Annotated in this window: 22 protein-coding genes; 11 read left to right on the plus strand and 11 right to left on the minus strand. The window is 62.9% G+C overall.

Annotation, left to right across the window (positions count from 1 at the left end; translation table 11 throughout):
* The 5 genes from ACMGFL_RS14055 (at window position 1) to ACMGFL_RS14075 (ending at window position 4,980) form a co-directional block, all read left to right on the plus strand.
* Complete coding sequence (locus tag ACMGFL_RS14055; RefSeq protein WP_436936161.1) at window positions 1–1,053, plus strand: ABC transporter permease; 1,053 nt, start codon at window positions 1–3, stop codon at window positions 1,051–1,053.
* Window positions 1,053–2,111, plus strand: coding sequence for an ABC transporter ATP-binding protein (locus ACMGFL_RS14060; protein WP_436936162.1), 1,059 nt, complete (start codon window positions 1,053–1,055; stop codon window positions 2,109–2,111). The genes ACMGFL_RS14055 and ACMGFL_RS14060 overlap by 1 nt, the downstream gene beginning before the upstream one ends.
* Window positions 2,111–3,463 carry an ABC transporter ATP-binding protein gene (locus ACMGFL_RS14065; protein ID WP_436936163.1) on the plus strand — a complete coding sequence of 451 codons (1,353 nt, stop codon included), beginning with the start codon at window positions 2,111–2,113 and terminating at the stop codon, window positions 3,461–3,463. Before ACMGFL_RS14060 ends, ACMGFL_RS14065 begins: the two co-directional genes overlap by 1 nt.
* A 66-nt stretch (window positions 3,464–3,529) precedes the next feature.
* Window positions 3,530–4,078 (plus strand): DUF7974 family protein, encoded by a 549-nt coding sequence (locus ACMGFL_RS14070; RefSeq protein ID WP_436936164.1) that lies wholly within the window; start codon window positions 3,530–3,532, stop codon window positions 4,076–4,078.
* Window positions 4,078–4,980, plus strand: a complete 903-nt coding sequence (locus ACMGFL_RS14075) for a DUF8054 domain-containing protein (RefSeq protein WP_436936165.1) — start codon at window positions 4,078–4,080, stop codon at window positions 4,978–4,980. The genes ACMGFL_RS14070 and ACMGFL_RS14075 overlap by 1 nt, the downstream gene beginning before the upstream one ends.
* A gap of 27 nt (window positions 4,981–5,007) precedes the next feature.
* On the opposite strand, the gene ACMGFL_RS14080 is transcribed toward ACMGFL_RS14075, so the two are convergent.
* From ACMGFL_RS14080 to ACMGFL_RS14090, 3 genes are read right to left on the minus strand one after another with little or no spacing between them, the layout of a single operon-like run.
* Complete coding sequence (locus tag ACMGFL_RS14080; protein WP_436936166.1) at window positions 5,008–5,343, minus strand: ferredoxin; 336 nt, start codon at window positions 5,341–5,343, stop codon at window positions 5,008–5,010.
* A 24-nt stretch (window positions 5,344–5,367) separates the two neighbouring features.
* Window positions 5,368–5,913 carry a peptidylprolyl isomerase gene (locus ACMGFL_RS14085; protein WP_436936167.1) on the minus strand — a complete coding sequence of 182 codons (546 nt, stop codon included), beginning with the start codon at window positions 5,911–5,913 and terminating at the stop codon, window positions 5,368–5,370.
* A gap of 53 nt (window positions 5,914–5,966) precedes the next feature.
* The gene (locus ACMGFL_RS14090) at window positions 5,967–7,238 is read right to left on the minus strand and encodes a hypothetical protein (protein ID WP_436936168.1); all 1,272 of its coding nucleotides are present in this window, start codon (window positions 7,236–7,238) and stop codon (window positions 5,967–5,969) included.
* Window positions 7,239–7,401: 163 nt separating this feature from the next.
* Here ACMGFL_RS14090 and ACMGFL_RS14095 point away from each other — a divergent pair, with 163 nt between their 5' ends.
* The gene (locus ACMGFL_RS14095) at window positions 7,402–7,950 is read left to right on the plus strand and encodes an NADPH-dependent FMN reductase (RefSeq protein WP_436936169.1); all 549 of its coding nucleotides are present in this window, start codon (window positions 7,402–7,404) and stop codon (window positions 7,948–7,950) included.
* Between the two features lie 105 nt (window positions 7,951–8,055).
* Here the strand turns inward: ACMGFL_RS14095 and twy1 are convergent, their stop codons facing one another.
* A complete protein-coding gene (gene twy1, locus ACMGFL_RS14100; RefSeq protein ID WP_436936170.1) occupies window positions 8,056–9,009 on the minus strand; it encodes a 4-demethylwyosine synthase TYW1 in 954 nt (317 codons plus the stop codon).
* A 144-nt stretch (window positions 9,010–9,153) separates the two neighbouring features.
* On the opposite strand from twy1, the gene argS reads away from it, so the two are divergent.
* Window positions 9,154–10,902: an arginine--tRNA ligase gene (gene argS, locus ACMGFL_RS14105; RefSeq protein WP_436936171.1), complete on the plus strand. Its 1,749-nt coding sequence runs from the start codon at window positions 9,154–9,156 to the stop codon at window positions 10,900–10,902.
* Window positions 10,903–10,905: 3 nt separating this feature from the next.
* On the opposite strand, the gene ACMGFL_RS14110 is transcribed toward argS, so the two are convergent.
* Complete coding sequence (locus ACMGFL_RS14110) at window positions 10,906–11,715, minus strand: MinD/ParA family ATP-binding protein (RefSeq protein ID WP_436936172.1); 810 nt, start codon at window positions 11,713–11,715, stop codon at window positions 10,906–10,908.
* Between the two features lie 153 nt (window positions 11,716–11,868).
* Here ACMGFL_RS14110 and ACMGFL_RS14115 point away from each other — a divergent pair, with 153 nt between their 5' ends.
* The 3 genes from ACMGFL_RS14115 (at window position 11,869) to ACMGFL_RS14125 (ending at window position 14,633) form a co-directional block, all read left to right on the plus strand.
* Window positions 11,869–12,693 carry a hypothetical protein gene (locus ACMGFL_RS14115; protein ID WP_436936173.1) on the plus strand — a complete coding sequence of 275 codons (825 nt, stop codon included), beginning with the start codon at window positions 11,869–11,871 and terminating at the stop codon, window positions 12,691–12,693.
* 129 nt (window positions 12,694–12,822) lie between these two features.
* Entirely contained in the window at window positions 12,823–14,082 is a 1,260-nt protein-coding gene (gene prf1, locus ACMGFL_RS14120; protein WP_436936174.1) for a peptide chain release factor aRF-1, read from the plus strand.
* 266 nt (window positions 14,083–14,348) lie between these two features.
* On the plus strand, window positions 14,349–14,633 hold the full coding sequence (locus ACMGFL_RS14125) for a hypothetical protein (protein ID WP_436936175.1): 285 nt from the start codon (window positions 14,349–14,351) through the stop codon (window positions 14,631–14,633).
* Window positions 14,634–14,774: 141 nt separating this feature from the next.
* Here ACMGFL_RS14125 and ACMGFL_RS14130 read toward each other — a convergent pair whose 3' ends face one another.
* A complete protein-coding gene (locus tag ACMGFL_RS14130; RefSeq protein ID WP_436936176.1) occupies window positions 14,775–15,161 on the minus strand; it encodes a DUF6276 family protein in 387 nt (128 codons plus the stop codon).
* 122 nt (window positions 15,162–15,283) lie between these two features.
* Here ACMGFL_RS14130 and ACMGFL_RS14135 point away from each other — a divergent pair, with 122 nt between their 5' ends.
* On the plus strand, window positions 15,284–15,502 hold the full coding sequence (locus tag ACMGFL_RS14135; protein WP_436936177.1) for a hypothetical protein: 219 nt from the start codon (window positions 15,284–15,286) through the stop codon (window positions 15,500–15,502).
* 47 nt (window positions 15,503–15,549) lie between these two features.
* Here the strand turns inward: ACMGFL_RS14135 and ACMGFL_RS14140 are convergent, their stop codons facing one another.
* Genes ACMGFL_RS14140 through ACMGFL_RS14160 form a run of 5 tightly spaced genes read right to left on the minus strand, consistent with a single transcriptional unit; the run spans window position 15,550 to window position 18,608 of the window.
* Window positions 15,550–16,239: a V-type ATP synthase subunit D gene (locus tag ACMGFL_RS14140; protein ID WP_436936178.1), complete on the minus strand. Its 690-nt coding sequence runs from the start codon at window positions 16,237–16,239 to the stop codon at window positions 15,550–15,552.
* Between the two features lie 36 nt (window positions 16,240–16,275).
* Entirely contained in the window at window positions 16,276–16,497 is a 222-nt protein-coding gene (locus ACMGFL_RS14145; protein WP_436936179.1) for a hypothetical protein, read from the minus strand.
* Between the two features lie 52 nt (window positions 16,498–16,549).
* A complete protein-coding gene (locus tag ACMGFL_RS14150; RefSeq protein ID WP_436936180.1) occupies window positions 16,550–16,813 on the minus strand; it encodes a hypothetical protein in 264 nt (87 codons plus the stop codon).
* A gap of 41 nt (window positions 16,814–16,854) precedes the next feature.
* Window positions 16,855–17,883, minus strand: coding sequence for a Brp/Blh family beta-carotene 15,15'-dioxygenase (locus tag ACMGFL_RS14155; RefSeq protein ID WP_436936181.1), 1,029 nt, complete (start codon window positions 17,881–17,883; stop codon window positions 16,855–16,857).
* Window positions 17,874–18,608, minus strand: coding sequence for a lycopene cyclase domain-containing protein (locus ACMGFL_RS14160; RefSeq protein ID WP_436936182.1), 735 nt, complete (start codon window positions 18,606–18,608; stop codon window positions 17,874–17,876). Before ACMGFL_RS14160 ends, ACMGFL_RS14155 begins: the two co-directional genes overlap by 10 nt.

Raw genomic sequence — 18,608 nt, forward strand, 5'->3', positions numbered from 1 at the left:
ATGAGTACACAGCGAGGCCGAATCGAGATACGTGGTTTCGACCCGGACGCGGTGACCGACCGCGAGGAACTGATGTCACCACAGTCCGGGGGCGAACAGGAATCGAAGAGCCGCTGGCAACGCGCCTACCGACGGTTCCGGTCGAACCGGAGCGCGATGCTCGGGCTCGCAATCGTCGCGTTCATGGCGGTGATCGCCTTCTTCGCCCGTCCGATCACCATCGGCGGGGTCCCGATCCAGCCGTTCCAGCTTGCGCCCTACGACCAGAATCAGATCCTCTTTCTGGAATTCCCCGGCAAGGGTGTCGGGTCCGACGAGTCACCGTTCCAGGCGGGGTTGCTCGACCACCCCTTCGGCACCGACCAGGAGGGGCGTGACCTGTTCTCGCGTGTGCTGATCGGAAGTCGCTGGAGCGTCTCGATCGGATTCGTCGTGGTCGCCTTTGCCGCGTCTATTGGCACCATCTACGGGAGTATCGCCGCGTACTACGGGGGCTGGCTCGACGAGATCATGATGCGAATCGTCGACGTCTTCTTCGCGTTCCCGGCACTCCTGCTGGCGCTTGTCATCGTCTTTCAGCTCGGCGGTGGCTACCTCCAACTCGTCGCCGCGTTCGTCATCCCCGGCTGGGCGACGTACGCCCGTATCATCCGGGGTGAAGTGCTGAAGGTCAAAGAGACCGAGTACGCGACCGCCGCGAAAGCACTCGGCGCACGGGATCGGTCTGTGATCTTCAGACACATCGTGCCGAACTCGATAGCGCCGATCATCGTGCAGGCGTCGCTCTCGGTCGGGACGACCGTCATCGGCGTCGCCGCGCTGGGCTTTCTCGGTGTTGGCTTCGAGGCCGGAACGCCCGAGTGGGGCACGATGCTCAACAACGTCCGACAGAGCCTCATCCAGGGGCCCGGCGCGACGATTAACTGGTGGCAGACGCTGTTCCCCGGGGCGGCCATCTTCCTGTACGTGATGGCGATGAACCTCATCGGTGACGGCCTCAACGACGCACTCGACGCACAGGAAGGCGACACGGTCGTCGGAGGTGGCGGCTGATGGCGCTGCTCGAAGTCGAGGACCTGTCGGTGAACTTCTACACCGAGGAGGGTGTCGTCAACGCCATCGACGGCCTCTCCTATCAGGTCGAGCGCGGCGAGAAGTTCGGCGTCGTCGGTGAGAGCGGAGCCGGAAAGAGCGTCACCGCCTTCTCGCTGTTGCGCCTCATCGAGAACCCCGGCCGGATCGAGAGCGGCGAGATCCGATTCAAGGGGGAGAACCTGCTCGAGATGTCCGAATCGGAGGTGCGGGACATCCGGGGCAACGAGATCGCGATGATCTTCCAGGAGGCCCAGACCGCGCTCAACCCCGTGTACACGGTCGGCGAACAGATCTCCGAGGCGATCAGACACCATCTCGATTACAGCGACGAAGAGGCACGGGAGCGAACCATTCACCTGCTCGACGAGGTCGGTATCCCCGAAGCGGAAGCGCGGTACGACGACTACCCACACCAGTTCTCGGGTGGAATGCAACAGCGCGCGGTCATCGCGATGGCGCTGTCCTGTGACCCCGACCTGATCATCGCAGACGAGCCGACGACGGCGCTCGACGTGACCATCGAGGCGAAGATCCTCGAACAGCTCGAAGAGCTCGCAGACGAGTTCGACACCGCGATCCAGCTCATCACTCACGACCTCGGCGTTATTGCCGAAATCTGTGATCGGGTCATGGTGATGTACGCGGGCAAACCCGTCGAGAAAGCGCCCGTCGACGACCTGTACTACGATCCGAAACACCCCTACACGGTCGGGCTGATGAGTTCGATCCCCCGGATCGGCGACACGCGCGACCGCCTCCAGACCATCCCGGGGACGATGCCCGACATGATCGACGTCCCGTCCGGCTGTAGCTTCCATCCCCGGTGTCCCTACGCGGAAGAGGCGTGTACGCGCACGGAGCCGTCGCTGGTCGACACCGAAACCGGGGCGGAGGCGACAGCCAGCACCGAACACTCCGCGGCCTGTCTCGAATACACCGGCGACCTGATGGAGGGGCTCACCTACGAGGTGTCGGTTCGCGATGAGATGTCTGCGAGCACGGAGGGTGATGACTGATGGCTCGCGACAAGCCAGTCCTCGAAGCCGAAAATCTCACGAAGTACTACGATTCGAGTCAGGGATTTCTCGACAGCCTGTTCGGCCGACAGCAGTACGTCAAGGCGGTCGACGGGGTGGATTTCTCGGTCGAAGCGGGGGAAACGCTCGGCATCGTCGGGGAAAGTGGCTGTGGCAAGACGACGCTCGGCCGGGCCGTGTTGCGCCTGATCGAACCGACCGACGGTTCGATCACCTACCGCAAGGAACACGACGACGGCTCTATCGAGGAAATCGACCTGATGGACGTGTCGAGCTCGCAACTCCGGGACCTGCGCAAGGACCTGCAGTACATCTTTCAGGACCCCTTCGCAAGTCTGAACCCCCGACTCACCGTCGGTGACATCATCGGTGAACCGCTCGACATCCACGACATCGCGAGCGGGCAAGAGCGCATGAACCGCATCCACGAACTGCTCGATATCGTCGGGTTGAATCCCAGTCACACCGACCGGTATCCACACGAGTTCTCCGGCGGCCAGCGCCAGCGCATCGGCATCGCACGCGCCCTCGCAGTCGACCCGGAGGTCATCGTCTGCGACGAACCCGTCAGCGCGCTCGACGTGAGCGTCCAGGCGCAGATCCTGAACCTCCTCGAAGACCTGCAAGAGGAGTTCGGCATCGCCTACGTCTTCATCGCACACGACCTCAGCGTGGTCGAGCACATCTCCGACCGCATCGCGGTGATGTATCTCGGCCAGTTTGCCGAGGTGGGAACCACCGCGGAGGTGTTCGACCCGCCACACCACCCCTACACGGAGGCGCTGCTCTCTGCGATTCCGGAGCCAGACCCGGGCTGGGAGGCCGACCGCATCTTCCTGCCGGGGACCGTTCCGTCGCCGCTGAACCCTCCATCCGGCTGTCGGTTCCACACCCGCTGTCCGCGGGTGATTCCGCCCGAAGAGTACGAGTTCGACCAGAGCGTCTGGCGAAATCTACTCGATCTGAAAGTCAGGCTCCGGGACGCAGAATCGATCGAGAACGTGGTGACCGTGACCGGCGAGGAGAACGCGACAGCGGAAGCACACGCCGAGTTCGACGAACTCGTCCGCGACGAGTTCGACCTGCCGGACCGACTCTCGGATACCGAGGCCGAAACGGTGCTCGGGGAGGCGATCACGCACCTCCACGACGACGAGATTGCCGAGGCTGCAACGGAACTCTCCGACGCGTTCGAGTCGCCGTGTGAGCAGGTCGACCCCCCCGAGGTCCAGACCGGCGACACCCACCGGATCGCCTGTCTGCTGTACGACGACGAGTACACCGAGGAGTGGACAGCCGAAATCGAGAGCGATGCTTTCGCAGATGACTGATCCGACGCGGTTCGAACAGAGTCCTGGCAGACAGCGTTTTCACCGAGAAACACGGAGGTACGTGTGATGCGCCGCCTGTACGAGTCGAGTGCGGTCAGGCGCGACGACGACGACCAATTCACCCCGAACGAGCGCGACCGGGAGACGACACCGCGGGCACTGCGGTCGCTGCCGGGCAACTGGCTGAGCCGTCGGCTCGTTCCCAACTGGCTTCGTTATCGGGCGATTTCTGTCGACATCACCACCGAGCAGTCCGTCTATCCGACCGAGACGTCGATCCCCTTCCGGGTCACGATGAAAAACGCGCTGCCCATCCCTGTCGACGTGCCGACAGTCTCGCCGGTGCTGTGGTGCTGGAGTGTCGACGGTCACACCGAAGCATCACACGTGCCGACGCGGGACCCGCCCGAGGAACAACACGCGTTTCACTTCGACCGGGGCGAGCAAAAGCAGTTCACCAAGCGCTGGGACGGGCGGTTTCGGCTGTCGGACTCGGAGTGGGAGCCCGCCGACCCGGGAGAGTACACGCTTGGCGTTCGACTCAACGTCGATGGCGCGAGCAGTCTCGGTCTCGCTGACGAGACGACCGTGCGACTCGACGGGGGGTCGAACTGATGTCGACTGCGGCGCTCACAGACCGCGTGCAGGCGGTGCTCGACAGGGTTCGACAGCCGGAGTACACCGGCGAGAACCGCTGTCTCCCCTGTACTGTCGTCAATCTCGTGCTCGCACTCCTCGCGAGCGCGCTCGCCGCACTCGTCGCACTCGAACTCGCAGTCGTCGTCTTGCTCGGGTCCGTGCTCGCCATCGCCGTCCGTGGCTATCTGGTCCCCTACACGCCGACGCTGACGAAGCGATATTTCCCCAACCGCGTGCTCGCGTTCTTCGAGAAGGGGGAGAGCGAGGACGAGGAGGAGACCTACGAAGCGCTGGAACAGCTTCAGTATCGCCGGGAGAACACGGTCGACCCCGACGAGTTTCTCGTCGAGGCGGGCGTGACCGAACGAACCGATGGCGGCATCCAGCCGACGGCGTCGTTCACCGACCGCGTTCGCGAACACGTCGAGACGCTGCGCACCGAGGACATGAGCGTCGACAGTTTCGACTGGGAGACGCTCGGCGGCCTGTTCGATGCCGACCCAGAAGATATCTCTGAGGAGGACCGGGAGTATCCGGCGGTCAAGGTCGGCCACCGTATTCGGAAGTGGCCGGGAACAGCGGCACTGGTCGCAGACGTGGCGATCGAACGGACACTTCGGGAACACACCGACCGGTGGGAGGCGGTGCCGCTCACGCAACGGCAGGAGATCCGCGAGGGACTCAGAGTGTTTTTCGAGACCTGTCCGGCCTGTGATGGAACGCCCGAAGTGACCAAAGACCGGGTCGAGTCCTGCTGTCGCTCGCGCAAAGTGAAGGCGCTTCGCTGTCAGGACTGCGGCCAGCAACTGCTCGAACGCGACCCGAGCGCCGATACATGGACGCCGCGTGCCGGACTCTGGGCTGACGGCGCGGCGTGACGCGGGACGGCGTCCGCGAACGCGAGTTCACCACTCGACAGAGAGAGTGCCGTCCCCCTCGGGGTCGGGAGCGAGTTCAGCGCCAGTCTCGCGGTCGATGACGTGGATGACGCCGCGGTCCTTCTTCGCCGGACAGACCTCGGCAGCGCGGACGTTCTCCTGTAGCTGAGACTCGTCGATGAAGTAAGCCCGTGGCTGTGCGATTCCGGTTTCGAGGCTCAGTTCCCAGTTGTCAGAGACTTCCGCGCACTTGCCTGCGCCGATGCAGGCGTTCGCCTCGAAGATGATCTTGTAGGGTTTCTCCGCCACCGGCGGCGCGTCGGTCTCCCCAATTTCGGTCGGATCGATCGGTTCGTCTGGCATCTCAGTAGTATGTCGCCCCAGCGGTCACTCGTTGATCTCGACGGATTCGATGTAGACCGGCGTCGTCGGGCCGTCGTGCATGTCGGTGTCAACATTCCCGATTGCTTCGACGACGTCCATCCCGTCGATAACTTCACCGAAGACGGCGTGATTGTCGTCGAGGTGTGGCTGTGCGGCGAGCGTGATGAAAAACTGCGAGCCGTTGGTGTCGGGGCCGCTGTTTGCCATCGAGACGACACCGGCACCGTCGTGGCGAAGTTCCGAGTGGAACTCGTCTTCGAACTCGTAGCCCGGTCCGCCGCGGCCGGTTCCGGTCGGGTCACCGGTCTGGATCATGAAATCCTCGATGACGCGGTGGAACTCGACGTCGTTGTACAGCGCATCGCCGCGAATTTCGCCGGATTCGGGGTCTGCCCACGTCGTCGTGTCCGGTGCCGGGTCGTCGTTTGCGGCGGGGTCGTGTTCGGCCAGGCCGACGAAGTTCTCGACGGTTCGCGGTGCGCGCTCGTCGAACAGGTCGATTTCGATGTCCCCTTTCGAGGTGTGCAGCGTCGCGGTCAGGTCACTCATAACTGGAGAGTGGGCGGGCGACTGGAAAACGATGGCGGTCTGTCCGTCGGCAGTCACGCGTCGTCGCCAATCTGGGTTAGCTTCTCGTCGAGACGGTCCCGAAACGCATGCAGGGAATCCAGATCACCGCTTCGGAACTCGCGAGCGAGGCCGAGAGCGTCGTCGACCTGATCGCGGGCCTGTCGATACCTGTCGCGGGCTGACTCGGTGTCTCCTTCCGAGTCGAGGTCCCGATCCCCTGTTGCTTCAAGTGCCTCCGCGTACGCACGGCGGGCGTCGATCAGGTCGACGACGGTCTCTTCGATTCGCTCGCGCAGTTGCTCGGTGTCGGCAAAGTCGATATCAGTTCCCCAGCCTGCGGTGAGCGCACGTCGGTACTGCTCGAATGCGTCCTGCCAGTGCTCCACCGCGACGGCGTGTTTGTCTGTCGCCATCGCCCGCTCGCGGGCCTGGTGAGCCATCGCCATCGGGCGCACCGACAGGTCAGAGAGTCGGGCGTCGACGGTGTCAATCTTCGTCTGGATCGTTCGCGTCCGCTCGAATCCGTACTCGATATCGGCGGTCAGCGCCCGTTCGAGGTGTGCCCGAGCGCGTTCGTACCGCCGATATGCCTCGGCATAGGCATTCGTCTCTGCCTGGCGTGCTGCCTCGGCGATCAGCGTTTCGGCACGCTCGATGCGGCCGTCCGTCCACTCCCGGTGACAGTCGGCCTCGGCGACCCGGATCCGCTCGTCCAGCGCGTCCCGGATCCGCTCGTCTGCGCGCTCGGCCCGAGCGGTCGCCTTCGCGAGTGTCCGCTCCAGTTCGTCGCCCCGGTTCCGGGCGGCCTGTCCGCGGCCAGCCGCCAGATCCGCGCACAGTTGCGCTGTGAGTTCGTGACAGTCTTCGAGCGTCGCGACGACGCGCTGCCAGTCTCCGCTCACCTCGTCGACGAACGACGCCAGTTCGTCCATCGACCCCGCATCCGACGGTGTGAACTCGTAGACACCCTCGGCCCACACGTCGACGACCAGGGTGGAGCGAAACAGACTGTCTGCGGCCCGTATATCCCGCAGATCGGTGTAGGGGACGCCGCGAGTCTCTGCGCTCGTTGGCGTCTCGAAGCCAAACAGCAGTCGCCTGTCGGTCGCAACTACGACGCCCGTCCCGTCGTTCGCAATCTGCATCACCGTTTCGTCGTCACACACGAGATTCCGGTCGCTTGGGAGGCTGTACTCGGTGGACTCTGTCTCCCCGAGCACCTGTTCGAGCGCCGTGAGCAGCCCCGGCGCTCCCGATAGCTGCGCTGCAAGTTGCGTCCGGACGTCATCTAATGTATCTGACATTATATCCCACCCGCGACCGACGCGTGGTGTGAGTTACTGACTTCCAAGGAAATAATTATCGATAGTGAAAAAGATGATGGCCGTTTCGCCCGAATCGCAGGACAACGACACGCTGACGGACCCAGTCGGAATGTTGAACTGGTGGACTGTCGTATGATGGGTGATGGCAGCAGAGCCGCTAGTCGTCGCTATCTGTGGGAGTCTTCGTGAGACGAGTTACACCCGGCTTGCGCTCGAAGGCGCTCTCGCGGGTGCCACGGCGTCAGGCGCGCGAACAGAACTGGTCGACCTCCGGGAGTGGGATCTGCCGCTGTTCGACCCGGACGACAGAGAGCGGGGTGACGCAAGTCGTCTCAAGCGACTGGTTCGCGACGCCGACGCGGTGTTGCTCGGCACACCCGTCTATCACGGGATGGTCTCGTCGGCGCTGAAAAACGCATTCGACTACCTCGGGAAAGCGGAGTTCGAGGGAACAATTGTCGGTCTGCTGGCGACCGCTGGCGGTGGCTCCTACGCCGCTACGCTCGAACATCTGCGCACCGGCGTTCGAACGGTACACGGCTGGGCACTTCCGCACGAAGTCGGGATCCGCGACGCATCGGACGAATTCGAGAACGGGGCGTTCGTCGACCCGGAACTGGAACAGCGAGTTCGAAAACTCGGTCGGATGGCGGCGACGTATGCGCGGGAGAATCCGCACGCTCGGGAATAACTGCAGGACAGAGAATTCGCCCGGTCATACTGTCGGCTGTACCATCTCGAAAATAATTCGCTATTCGAGGTGGCGAATATTTGTACGTACGTACAGCCGACAGTATCAGTTCCAGAACTCGCTGTCCTTGTTCAGTTTGGGGATCCACGTGTCGGACTCGTTTGCCAGCAGCGCGACCCGGGAGGCGGGAACCTCCTTCTGCTCGTCGTGGGGGAGGTACTCAGCCATCCGGTCGGCGAAGTCGACGACGTCCTCGTGGTCGGGCATCGAGTCCCGGTCCAGTCGCCCCCGGGAGTGGCCGACGTGCATGTAGGCTTTCAGTTCCACGTAGTCCGCCCGGGCGCGGGTACACATGGCCGCGTACCACTCGGGGTGGTGCATGTTGTGCCCATTCACCAGCGTCGTCCGGATGACCGTCCGGGTGTCCTCCTTGTCCGCGAGCACGTCGAGCGTGTCGACGAGGTTCTCCCACGCGTCGTCCTCGACGGCCTTGACCGTCCGCTCGAAGGTCTGTCGGTCGGGCGCGTCGACGGAGACGTACAGTTGCGTGGGGTCACACGCGTCCAGCACCTCGGGTTTGGTCCCGTTCGAGACCAGAAAGGTGGTGATGTCGCGGTCGTGGAACTCCTCGATCAACTCCGGCAGATGGGGGTACAGCGTCGGTTCGCCGTCGAGCGAGATGGCGACGTGTCGAGGCTCCATGGCGTCGTCGAAGCGCTCGCGGGGCACGTCCTCGTTGCCGCCAAAGCCCGAGAGCAGTTTCGTCTGCAACTCGATGGAGGCATCTGCGACTGCCGCGGGGTCGTCCCACTCCACGTCACCGAGTTCGTAGGCGTGGCCTGCATGATCCCGCCAGCAGAACACACAGCGCTCGTTGCACTTCACGACCGGCGTCATCTGAATACAGCGGTGTGACTCGATGCCGTAGAAGATGTTCTTGTAGCATTTTCCCTCCCCCCGGAGCGAGTTTTTCGTCCACCCACAGGTCTGGACGGCCGTGTGATTCTCGCTGTGGTAGCTCGGGTCATCGACCTGTTTTGGCCCCTGCGAGTCACTCATCACCTTCATACTACAGGTTTGGAATGAAAAGCCGTTCGGTCTGTGCAGTGAGCGCGGTCGACACCGGACGGTGACACGAGACGGCAGCCCACGTCGCTACTCCAACCCGTTAGCCTGATACATCGCGCCAAAGTACCGGGAGATATGTTCCCTGCGATGCGTGCGGCAGTCGAGGCGGCGCTTACTGACGCGCTCGCTGACCTCGATTACCCCACTGACGACCTGGGCATCGAGCGTCCGCCGGAGGACGTCGATGCAGTGATTGCGACGAGTGTGGCCTACCGACTCGCGGAGGTGGCTGGCGCGCCGCCACCGGCGGTCGCGGCCGAGATTGCCGAGACGTTCGACGCCGAAGCCTGCGAGTACGTCGACCACGTCGAGGCGGCCGGACCGTACGTGAACGTCTTCCCGAACGAGCAGTACTTCGCTGACACGCTCGCGGCCGCGAGAGACGACGAGTTCGGAACGCGACCCGACCGGGAGACGAGCGTCGTCGTCGAGCACACGAGCGCGAACCCCACCGGACCCGTCCACGTCGGGCGTGCCCGCAACCCGATCATCGGCGACGCACTCGCCCGCCTGCTCGAATACGCGGGCTACGACGTCGAGCGCCACTACTACGTCAACGACGCTGGCCGACAGATCGCGACGTTCACGTGGGCCTACGAAACCTTCGACGAGGCCGACCTGCCCGACCCCGAGCGGGACTCGCCCGAGTACGACATGGTCCGGTACTACCGGAAGGCAAACACCTATCTCGAAAACGCGGACGAGGACGAGAAAGCAGCGGCGGAGGCGGCAATTCAAGCCATCCTGCAGGGTCTCGAAGACGGGGACGAAGAGACCTACGAGCGCGTGGGCGAAGTCGTCGACACGGTACTCGGGGGGATGCGCAAGACGCTCGCACGGCTTCCCGCCGAGTTCGACGAGTTCGTCAAGGAGACCCGCTTCATGCGGGATGGCTCGACCGACGACGTGGTCGGGCGACTCAAGGAAACCGAGTACGCCGTCTACGAGGACGATGCCTGGCAACTGGCGTTTCCCGATATCGACAAGAACCTCGTCTTTCTGCGCGCCGACGGTACCTCACTATACACCACCCGGGACCTCGCTCACCACGAGTGGAAGCTGGACAACTTCGACGAGGCGGTGACCGTCCTCGGTGAGGACCACCGCCTCCAGGCGAAACAACTCCGCGAGACTCTCGACATCCTCGGTCACGACACCGGCCGGATTCGGACGGTACATTACTCGTGGGTGAACCTCCCCGAGGGCGGGATGAGTACGCGCGAGGGGACCGGGATCGACCTGGACGACCTGCTCGACGAGGCCATCGCCCGCGCTCGCGAGGAGGTCGAGACGCGCCTCGACGACCGCATCCGCGACGACGAACTGGACGAGGCTGACATCGAGCGCATCGCCCGGCAGGTCGGTATCGGCGCCGTCCGTTACGACATCGTCGCCAAACAACCCACCAAGGGGATCACCTTCGAGTGGGAGCGCGCGCTCGATTTCGAAGCGCAGAGCGCACCCTACGTTCAGTACGTCCACGCCCGCGCGAGCGGGATCCTCGCCGAGGTCGACGGTGCCGAGACGGACGCGCTCGAACCCGATCCGTCAGTACTCGATTCGGATGCCGAGCGGGAACTGATCCGGGAGATTGCCCGTTTCCCGGCGGTGGTCGAGGCGGCGGCAGACGACCTGCATCCCCACGTCGTCGCCACCTACACCCGCGACATCGCGGAGGCGTTCAACGCCTTCTACCGCGAGTGCCCGGTACTGGATGCACCCGAGGAAATCAGAGCGGCCCGACTCGCGCTCGTCGTCGCCGCGCGAACGACAGTCGCGAATGCGCTCGACATTCTGGGCGTGGAAGCGCCCGACTCGATGTAACGGTTATCCAAACAGGCCGCCGAAGACGCCACCGTCGTCTTCCTCGTCCTCGCTGTCTTCGTCCTCATTAAGGAACCACTCCTCCTCGAAGACAGGATCGAGATCCACACCCGTCGCTCCCTCGAAGAAGATACGTTCGAGTGACTCGGCGAGTTGCGTGTACGCGGCGGTAGCGTTGCTCTCGGGGCTGTTGAGGACGAGTGGTTCGTCTCTGGTCGCGTCCACGTCCTCGGGAACGATTCCGAGCATCGGCATGTCGAGTCGCTCTGTGACCGCAGCAACGTCCGTGTCCGCTGTGACTCGCGAGATGATCGCACCGAGTACGGTTCCATCGACGCGCTCGGCGAGGTCGGCAGTCTTTTTCGTGTCGTTTATCGCCACGTCGTCGGGCGTCGTCACCAGAACGATACCGTCGGCAAGACCGAGCGGCACCGTCGTTTCGTGGCTCAGCCCTGCACCGGTGTCGATGAGCACGATGTCGTAGGCGTTTTTGAGCGTCTTCGTGACCTTTCGGAGTTTTGCCGGGTCGGCCTCGGCGAACGCTTCGAGGCTCTGTTCGCCGGGGACTGTCGTGAGTCCGCCCTGTGCATCAGTCAGTGCCTCGCTGACAGTCGAGTCGCCCGCGAGAATCTCGTGGAGACTCCTGTCGTGGTCGAGTTCGAGCATCTCCCCGAGGTTCGCCATCCCCAGGTCGGCGTCGATGACGACCGTATCGTACCCCCGGTCTTCGAGTGCGACGCCGAGATTGACCGCTGTCGTCGTCTTCCCGACACCGCCCTTGCCACCAGCGATCGTACAGACATACCCTGCCATCGTCAACTGTGCATACGCTTGGGGCCGACGGATATAAAACCCGTCAGTCGCTCCTGCCCGCTCGGCGGACGGGCACAGAACACCACTGGAAAGGCGCCACAGTAGATGTCCCTACATACTAAAGTTTATACGAGGAGAAAGTCACTACTGACCATGAGACGCCGAACGTTCGTATTGACGGCAGTAAGTGCAGGTACGCTGGGACTGGCAGGCTGTTCAGGAGGCGACGACGGTGGCAGCGACAGCGAGGACGGAACGGGAAGCGACGATGCGAGCGACGGAACGGCAGACGGCGGGTCAGATGATGGGACGACTGACGGCGGAAGTAGCGATGACAGCGGGTCAGACGATGGGACGACAGACGACGGGAGCGGTGACAGTGGATCGGGCGACGATGGGATGACAGACGGCGATGGAAGTAGCGGTGACGGTGGATCAGACGGCGGCAGCGACGATGGAACCACAGACGGGGGAGGGACAACGGACGGACCGGCAGTCGGGGAACACACCCAGTGGGCGAATTCGTTCGTCGCAGAGATGAGCTTCGACGTCGACGGGCAGACCGGATCGATGACGATTCGCAGTAGTGAGGGCAACTACCACCAGACCATCGAGACCCAACAGGGAGCGATGGAGATCTATCAGATCGACGGGGATATCTACTTCGTTCAGGGAGAACAGTGCTTCCTGAACCCAGGGGACATGGTTCCAGACCCGGAGACGGGCGTGGATATACAGGATGAGTCGGCGGTGACGGGGGGCAACCCCGACCTCACACCGGCCGGTCGCGAGACAATCGACGGCGAAGAGATGTACGTCTACGAGACGAGTTCCAACGGCACCGACGTGACGATATACATCAGCACCCAGTCGGGCTACATCCGGCGCGTCGAGACGCCCCAGGGAACCATCGAGTATCACTCCTGGGGCGAGGTCGGTACGATCGAGGCCCCGGATCTCAACTGTCAGAGCATGTAGTGCGGATAGCCGAAGGACAGCAAGCAGTTTCACCCCGGTTCCACAGACCGCGTTTCGAGCGGGCCGTTCGGGGAAACCGCTCTTCGGACGGCTTAACCGTCTTCACCGTTTTGTGTCCCATACGAGACAATGGCCTCCGACGACACGAGCGACACAGAACAATACCAAGATAAACAAAAATACGAGTTCCGAAAGGTAATAGAGGAACTCAAAGACTACCACGGCTCCGGGACACAGCTTGTGACTATCTACGTCCCGCCCGACAGACTCATCAGCGACGTCGTCGCCCACGTCACCCAGGAACACTCCGAAGCGAGCAACATCAAGTCAAAGGACACCCGCACGAACGTCCAGGACGCCCTCAAGAGCATCAAGGACCGGCTGAAATACTACGACACCAAGCCGCCCGAAAACGGAATGGTGCTCTTTTCCGGCGCAGTCGACTCCGGCGGCGGCCAGACCGAGATGATAACCCGCGTACTGGAGAGTCCGCCCCAGCCAATCGAGTCCTTTCGCTATCACTGCGACTCCGAGTTTCTCACCGAACCGCTCGCGGAGATGCTCACGGACAAGGGCCTCTTTGGCCTGATCGTCCTCGACCGGCGCGAGTCGAACGTCGGCTGGCTCCGGGGCAAGCGTGTCGAACCCGTCAAGTCCGCGAGTTCGCTCGTCCCCGGCAAACAGCGAAAAGGTGGTCAGTCCGCACAGCGATTCGCCCGTCTGCGACTCGAAGCCATCGACAACTTCTATCAGGAGGTCGCCGGGATGGCGAACGAACTGTTCGTTCCCAAGCGCCACGAGATGAACGGCATCCTCGTCGGCGGCCCGTCACCGACCAAAGACGAGTTTCTGGACGGCGACTACCTCCACCACGAACTGCAGGACATGGTGCTCGGCAAGTTCGACGTCGCCTACACCGACGAGTCCGGCCTCTCTGATCTCGTCGACTCGGCGAGCGAGGTGCTCGCCGAACACGAGATTCTCGAAGACAAGCAGGTCATGGAGGAGTTCTTCGAGCAACTCCACGACGGCGAGAAGGCCACCTACGGGTTCGAGCCGACCCGCGAGAACCTCATCATGGGCGCTGTCGACCAACTGCTCATCAGCGAGGACCTCCGGAAGGACGTGGTCACCTACGAGTGCTCGAACGGCCACGAGGAACGCGAGTATCTCGACCGACCCGAGGACACGCCCGAACACACCTGCTCGCGCTGTGGCGAGACAGTCTCAGCGGGCGAGCGCGAAGATGCGATCGACCATCTCATGGAGATTGCAGACCAGCGCGGCACCGATACGGTCTTCGTCTCGACTGACTTCGAGAAAGGCGAACAACTGCTGAACGCCTTCGGCGGCGTCGCAGGCCTGCTGCGGTACTCGACTGGGGTCTAAGTGGTCTAAATCGGCTCTGTTGAAATACCTACACCAAGCGAACGAACCTCAAGCTAGTTATCAAATGTATTGGTCACAATATCGAGTGAAGCCACGCTATGTCACACGAGGGGTGCGATTGTCCGTAATTCCGAGAGAGACGGACTGCTGAGTATAGCGGTTGAGTCCAGCACGGGTCAGAGATCGGATCCACTCCGCATCTGCTGACCGTTTTCTTGCTACCGAGTAGGAAGCTTAAGGGAGCGCGACAGGAGAGTGGATACGTAATGAGTCCGACCGTCCACGAGATCAGGAACGCGATTCGAGTTACGACAGGTCGCTTCGAACGGGAGGTCGATGCGTCGTTCACGAAGGAAGAGCTTCAGGCAATTTGTGAAGCGCTCGGGATCGATATCGACGAAGCGGAGCGGTCGGCGACAACGCGGATGCGCCGACGAATCCGGACGCAGGTCGGGATCGCAGAGTCGCTGGAGACGGCAGACGACGTCCAATTCCGGAAGGCTGACCTCCAAGCGATTGCTGAGGCGGTTGGGGCGTCAGTCGAGCCGTAGTCGCCAGCCGCTTGACTAGTTTTCCTGCTGGCATTTCCGACTTGATCACCTCGAGTGAGAGAACTGGTTCCTGACCGACTCGCGCCCTGTATTCAGCAGGACTGCTGAAAGTATCACCGATTGGTGGTTTCAACAAGGCAGCTAGATCAACTGTTCGAGGTGACGACGACGACCCGCAAGATCGATCTCCGTCTCGATGGTCGCGTCTCGTGCGAGTCGGTCGAGCACCAGAAGCGGGTCGACGCCCGCTCGCTCGACCTGTTCGTACAGCGTCGTGATCGCCGCGCGGTGAAGCGCCAGACTGTCGAGCAACCCCACGAGGACGGCCATGGGAACGGCCGCGTCGTGTTCCTCGGGAAACGCCTCGCTTATCTGTGAGAGGTTCGGCGGCGTGTCGACTGGTTCCTCCGTCGGATCCATCGACAGACAACGGGTGCACATCCGGACGGTCGGCGCGCCCACTGCATCCGTCACCGCGTCCGGGACGGGCACCAGCACGGTCTTGGATCCACAGTCGGGGCAGGTCATACGCTGACTTCCGCGGCCAGCATGATACCGCTTTGGGAGCGTCCAGTTTCTGTCCCACGTCGTGACTGCTCACCGGACGTGCCGACAGGTTTTAATCAGTGGTACAGCGTAACACGATACTGATGAGCACACGGCTGTCCGTTCCCGAATCCTGCACTCAGTGCGCCCACTTCGACCAGTTTCACAGCACCTGTTCGCATCCCTCGCGGCAGGCGATCGTACAGGAGTTGCGGGGCGAGTCCGACTGCTGTCCGATGTTTGCCCAGGTGCGCGCCGAGGCGATGCGTGATCTGGCGAGGCGCGTCGGAGATGGCGCTGCTGGCGAGTCAGACAGCAGATGAACAGTTCGCGCCAAGACGGCCGTGGTTGACGAATAGTCCGACGCAGCTCAGTCGTCGGCAGTAACTGGCTCCTCGGCCGCTTGCTCCTCGGCTTCCCGCTCTGCTTTCTCCTCTTCCTCTTTCTTGGCTTTGATCTTCTTCATGCGGAAGATCTCTTCGCGTTCCTGCTCTTCGAGTTTCTGCTCAATGTACTCCTTGTTCTCGTACAGGTCGGGAAGGAGTTTGAACTCCAGGGCGTTGACGCGCCGTTTCGTGGTTTCGATCTCGTCGAGCATCTTCTTCATCGCGGTTTCGACCTCGGCGGCGAGGATGATCGATTCCAGCAGTTCCTCGTAGGCGTCGGCGGCCTCGTCGATCCGTGCGCTCGTCCCGAGCACGCCGTAGCCACGCTCGGACAGGTCCTTGCGAACCTTGGTGGATTCGATCTGTGGGACGACGACGCCCATGATGTTTTTCGACTGGGTGGTGATCTCGGGGTGTTCCTTGAGCGCGGCGGCGGCCCCGCGAACGGCGACGTCGCCCTCCATCGCTCGCGCCATGTCGATGGCGCGCTGGGCCTCCTCGTAGTTGTCCTCCATGCCCGAGCGAACGTCCTGGGCCTGGTCGAGAATGTCCATAAACTCCATGATGAGGCCGTCGCGCTTTTTCTCCAGCGTGTCGTGCCCACGCTCTGAGAGTTCGATGCGGTCTTCGATCTGCATCAGATTCTTCCGCGTGGGTTTGACGTCTTCGGCCATTAGGGGGTGCTTTGGCGTGTAGCCAGTTAACCGTTTTCAGTCGCTCTCGTCGGCCTCGCGGTCGTGGCTGGCACGCTCCTGCCGATAGTAGTACTTCGAGGCGTAGAACGCGGCCGCGCCGAGCGCCCAGAGACCAAAGAGTACGGGGTCGTTTTCGCTCCCGATCAGGAGCCGTCCGGCCCACGCGCCGAGCAAGGCGAGGACGAGAACGAGAAAGGCGTTGCGCCCGGCACGCATCGTGTCGTCGGCTTCGACCATCGGCTACCGATACGCTCACCGGGCGTATACGCGTTCCCATCTCAGACGATCCTCACTCGGCGCTGGCAAGTTGGTTGCCACGGGCGACGACGTACAGCAGGATGACGCCCAGACCCACGGCGAGGATGAGTTGTGTCACCAAGAGCAGTCCGAACGTGAGGACGGATGCACCCGGAAACAACATCGCAAGCAGCGCCGGAACGAGCGCCAGCGCGCCAAAGAGTACGATGAGTCCGAGCAGCGGGACCGCTTCCGCGAAGATCTGTTCGAGGTCCAACTCTCGTGTGTCGCGGTCGACGAAGGGACCGGAGGGCATGAATCGCACGTTCGGCGCTCTGTGGCTTGTGTATTCCGGTCTCACACCACAGGCCACGTCCAGATCCCCTGTTCGCGGTCGAGTAACGCGACGACAGCCGTATGCGGGAGCGTCAACACGGCGATTGCAACGAGGTACAGCCCAGTTGCGCCCGCGAGCGTCTCGGGGCTGCTGGTTACCTGCCATAGCACGCCGACGAAACCGAGCGCCAGCACCGTCGGAACGGCCGCCTCCAGTGCGAACCGACCGAGTGGCCAGAGCCACCGGTGTCCCGCGAGGTACTCGACCGAGCGCTCGTCGAGTAACACGACCCGGGCGATATGGCGTACCGAGTGCCAGAAACAGAAGTACACACCGACGGCGAGAATCGGGGGAACGAGCAGAAAGAATAGCCAGAGAAACACCGTCTCAGCGGCGTCGAGTCGCCAGGAGCGCCGGTCGCTCGCGTGCGCGAACCCGCGCGCGAGTGTACCGAGTGTAAGCAGTCCGAAGAGCCCAGCGAGTGCGAGTCGGGGCCGCGTGTCGAACAGCCACCACGCACCTGCAGCGCCACCGAACGGTTCAACGAACGTATCCACGACAGCGCGATACGTCTCCGGAAAGCCAAACAGCGGGACGAGCATCGGCAGACCGCCACGGACAATAACTGTCAGGGCTTGCTGCGTGAAGTCGTCGACGTGGTCGGTGCCAAAGAGGTCACGCAGGGCGTAGAGGTCACCCTGCCCCCAGTGAAACCACGTCAGGGCGATGAAGACGGCTGCCGCAAGCAACGGACGCACGAACCACAGCGCGAGATACGCAGCGCCGGCGACGAGATAGAGCGCCGACACCTCAGCCACGCCGCGGAGGGAAACACGGCCTTCTCGAGCGCGCGGCAACGCCACGTAATCGACGGCGCCGTGGGGTAACCCGAAGACGACGACGCTCGCGACCAGCGGGGCGTACTGGGCGGTTGTCGGGAGTTCACCGACGAGCAGTGAGAGCACAGCGAACGCGGCGAGTGGCAGCCACCCGAGCGCAGTGACGGCGTTGCCCAGGAGCGTTCGAGCCGTGACGCCGTCTATCCCCATCGGGCGATCACCCACCGGAGCAACACGAGCGCTTGCACGATAAACAGTGACGTGACCAGGAAGAAAAGCCCCTCCTCTATCGGCAGGCCACCGACGGTCAGCCCCGTCGAGTACGTCGGCGAGATGGTCCACAGCCCCTGCGCGATGGCGATGCGGTCGATACTCGACAGGTACACGACCGGCACGCCGACCAGCACGACGATTCGCCGCCGAATCGCGAGCAGATACCGCAAGCCGACGCCCCACTGGAGGGCAAAGACTGGCCCGGCCCACGCGAGGATCGCACCGAGATAGAACGTCTCAGCAGGTCCGAGGAGCAATCCAACGCCGACGGCCCCGACAGCCACGCCAGCAACGACTCCGAGCAGTCGGTCACGCCAGCTGTGCCCGACAGTCGGGTCGGCGACGCTAGCGTACTGGAACGTCCAGACACTGACCAGAACGGTCTGGGCGACGATAAACAGATACTCGCCGAGGGGCATCCACCAGAGACGCGTCGTGACCACGCCCTCGCCGTACCACCAGACGCCCCGCGCGATGAGGTAACTGTCCCACGGGATCGTGTAGCCGAGCGCGAGTGTGATCATGAGTGCGACCCCGCCGACCTGAACGCGAACGGGCTGGTGGTCGCCTCGACGGGAGATGACACTCCCCATGACGAGTATCGACAGTGGGATCCCTGCAAACACCGCCAGAAAGGACAGATACGTGAGCTGTGAAAGCAT

It is taken from the genome of Halovenus marina, from assembly GCF_051414115.1.
GTDB classification, from domain to species: Archaea; Halobacteriota; Halobacteria; order Halobacteriales; family Haloarculaceae; genus Halovenus; species Halovenus marina.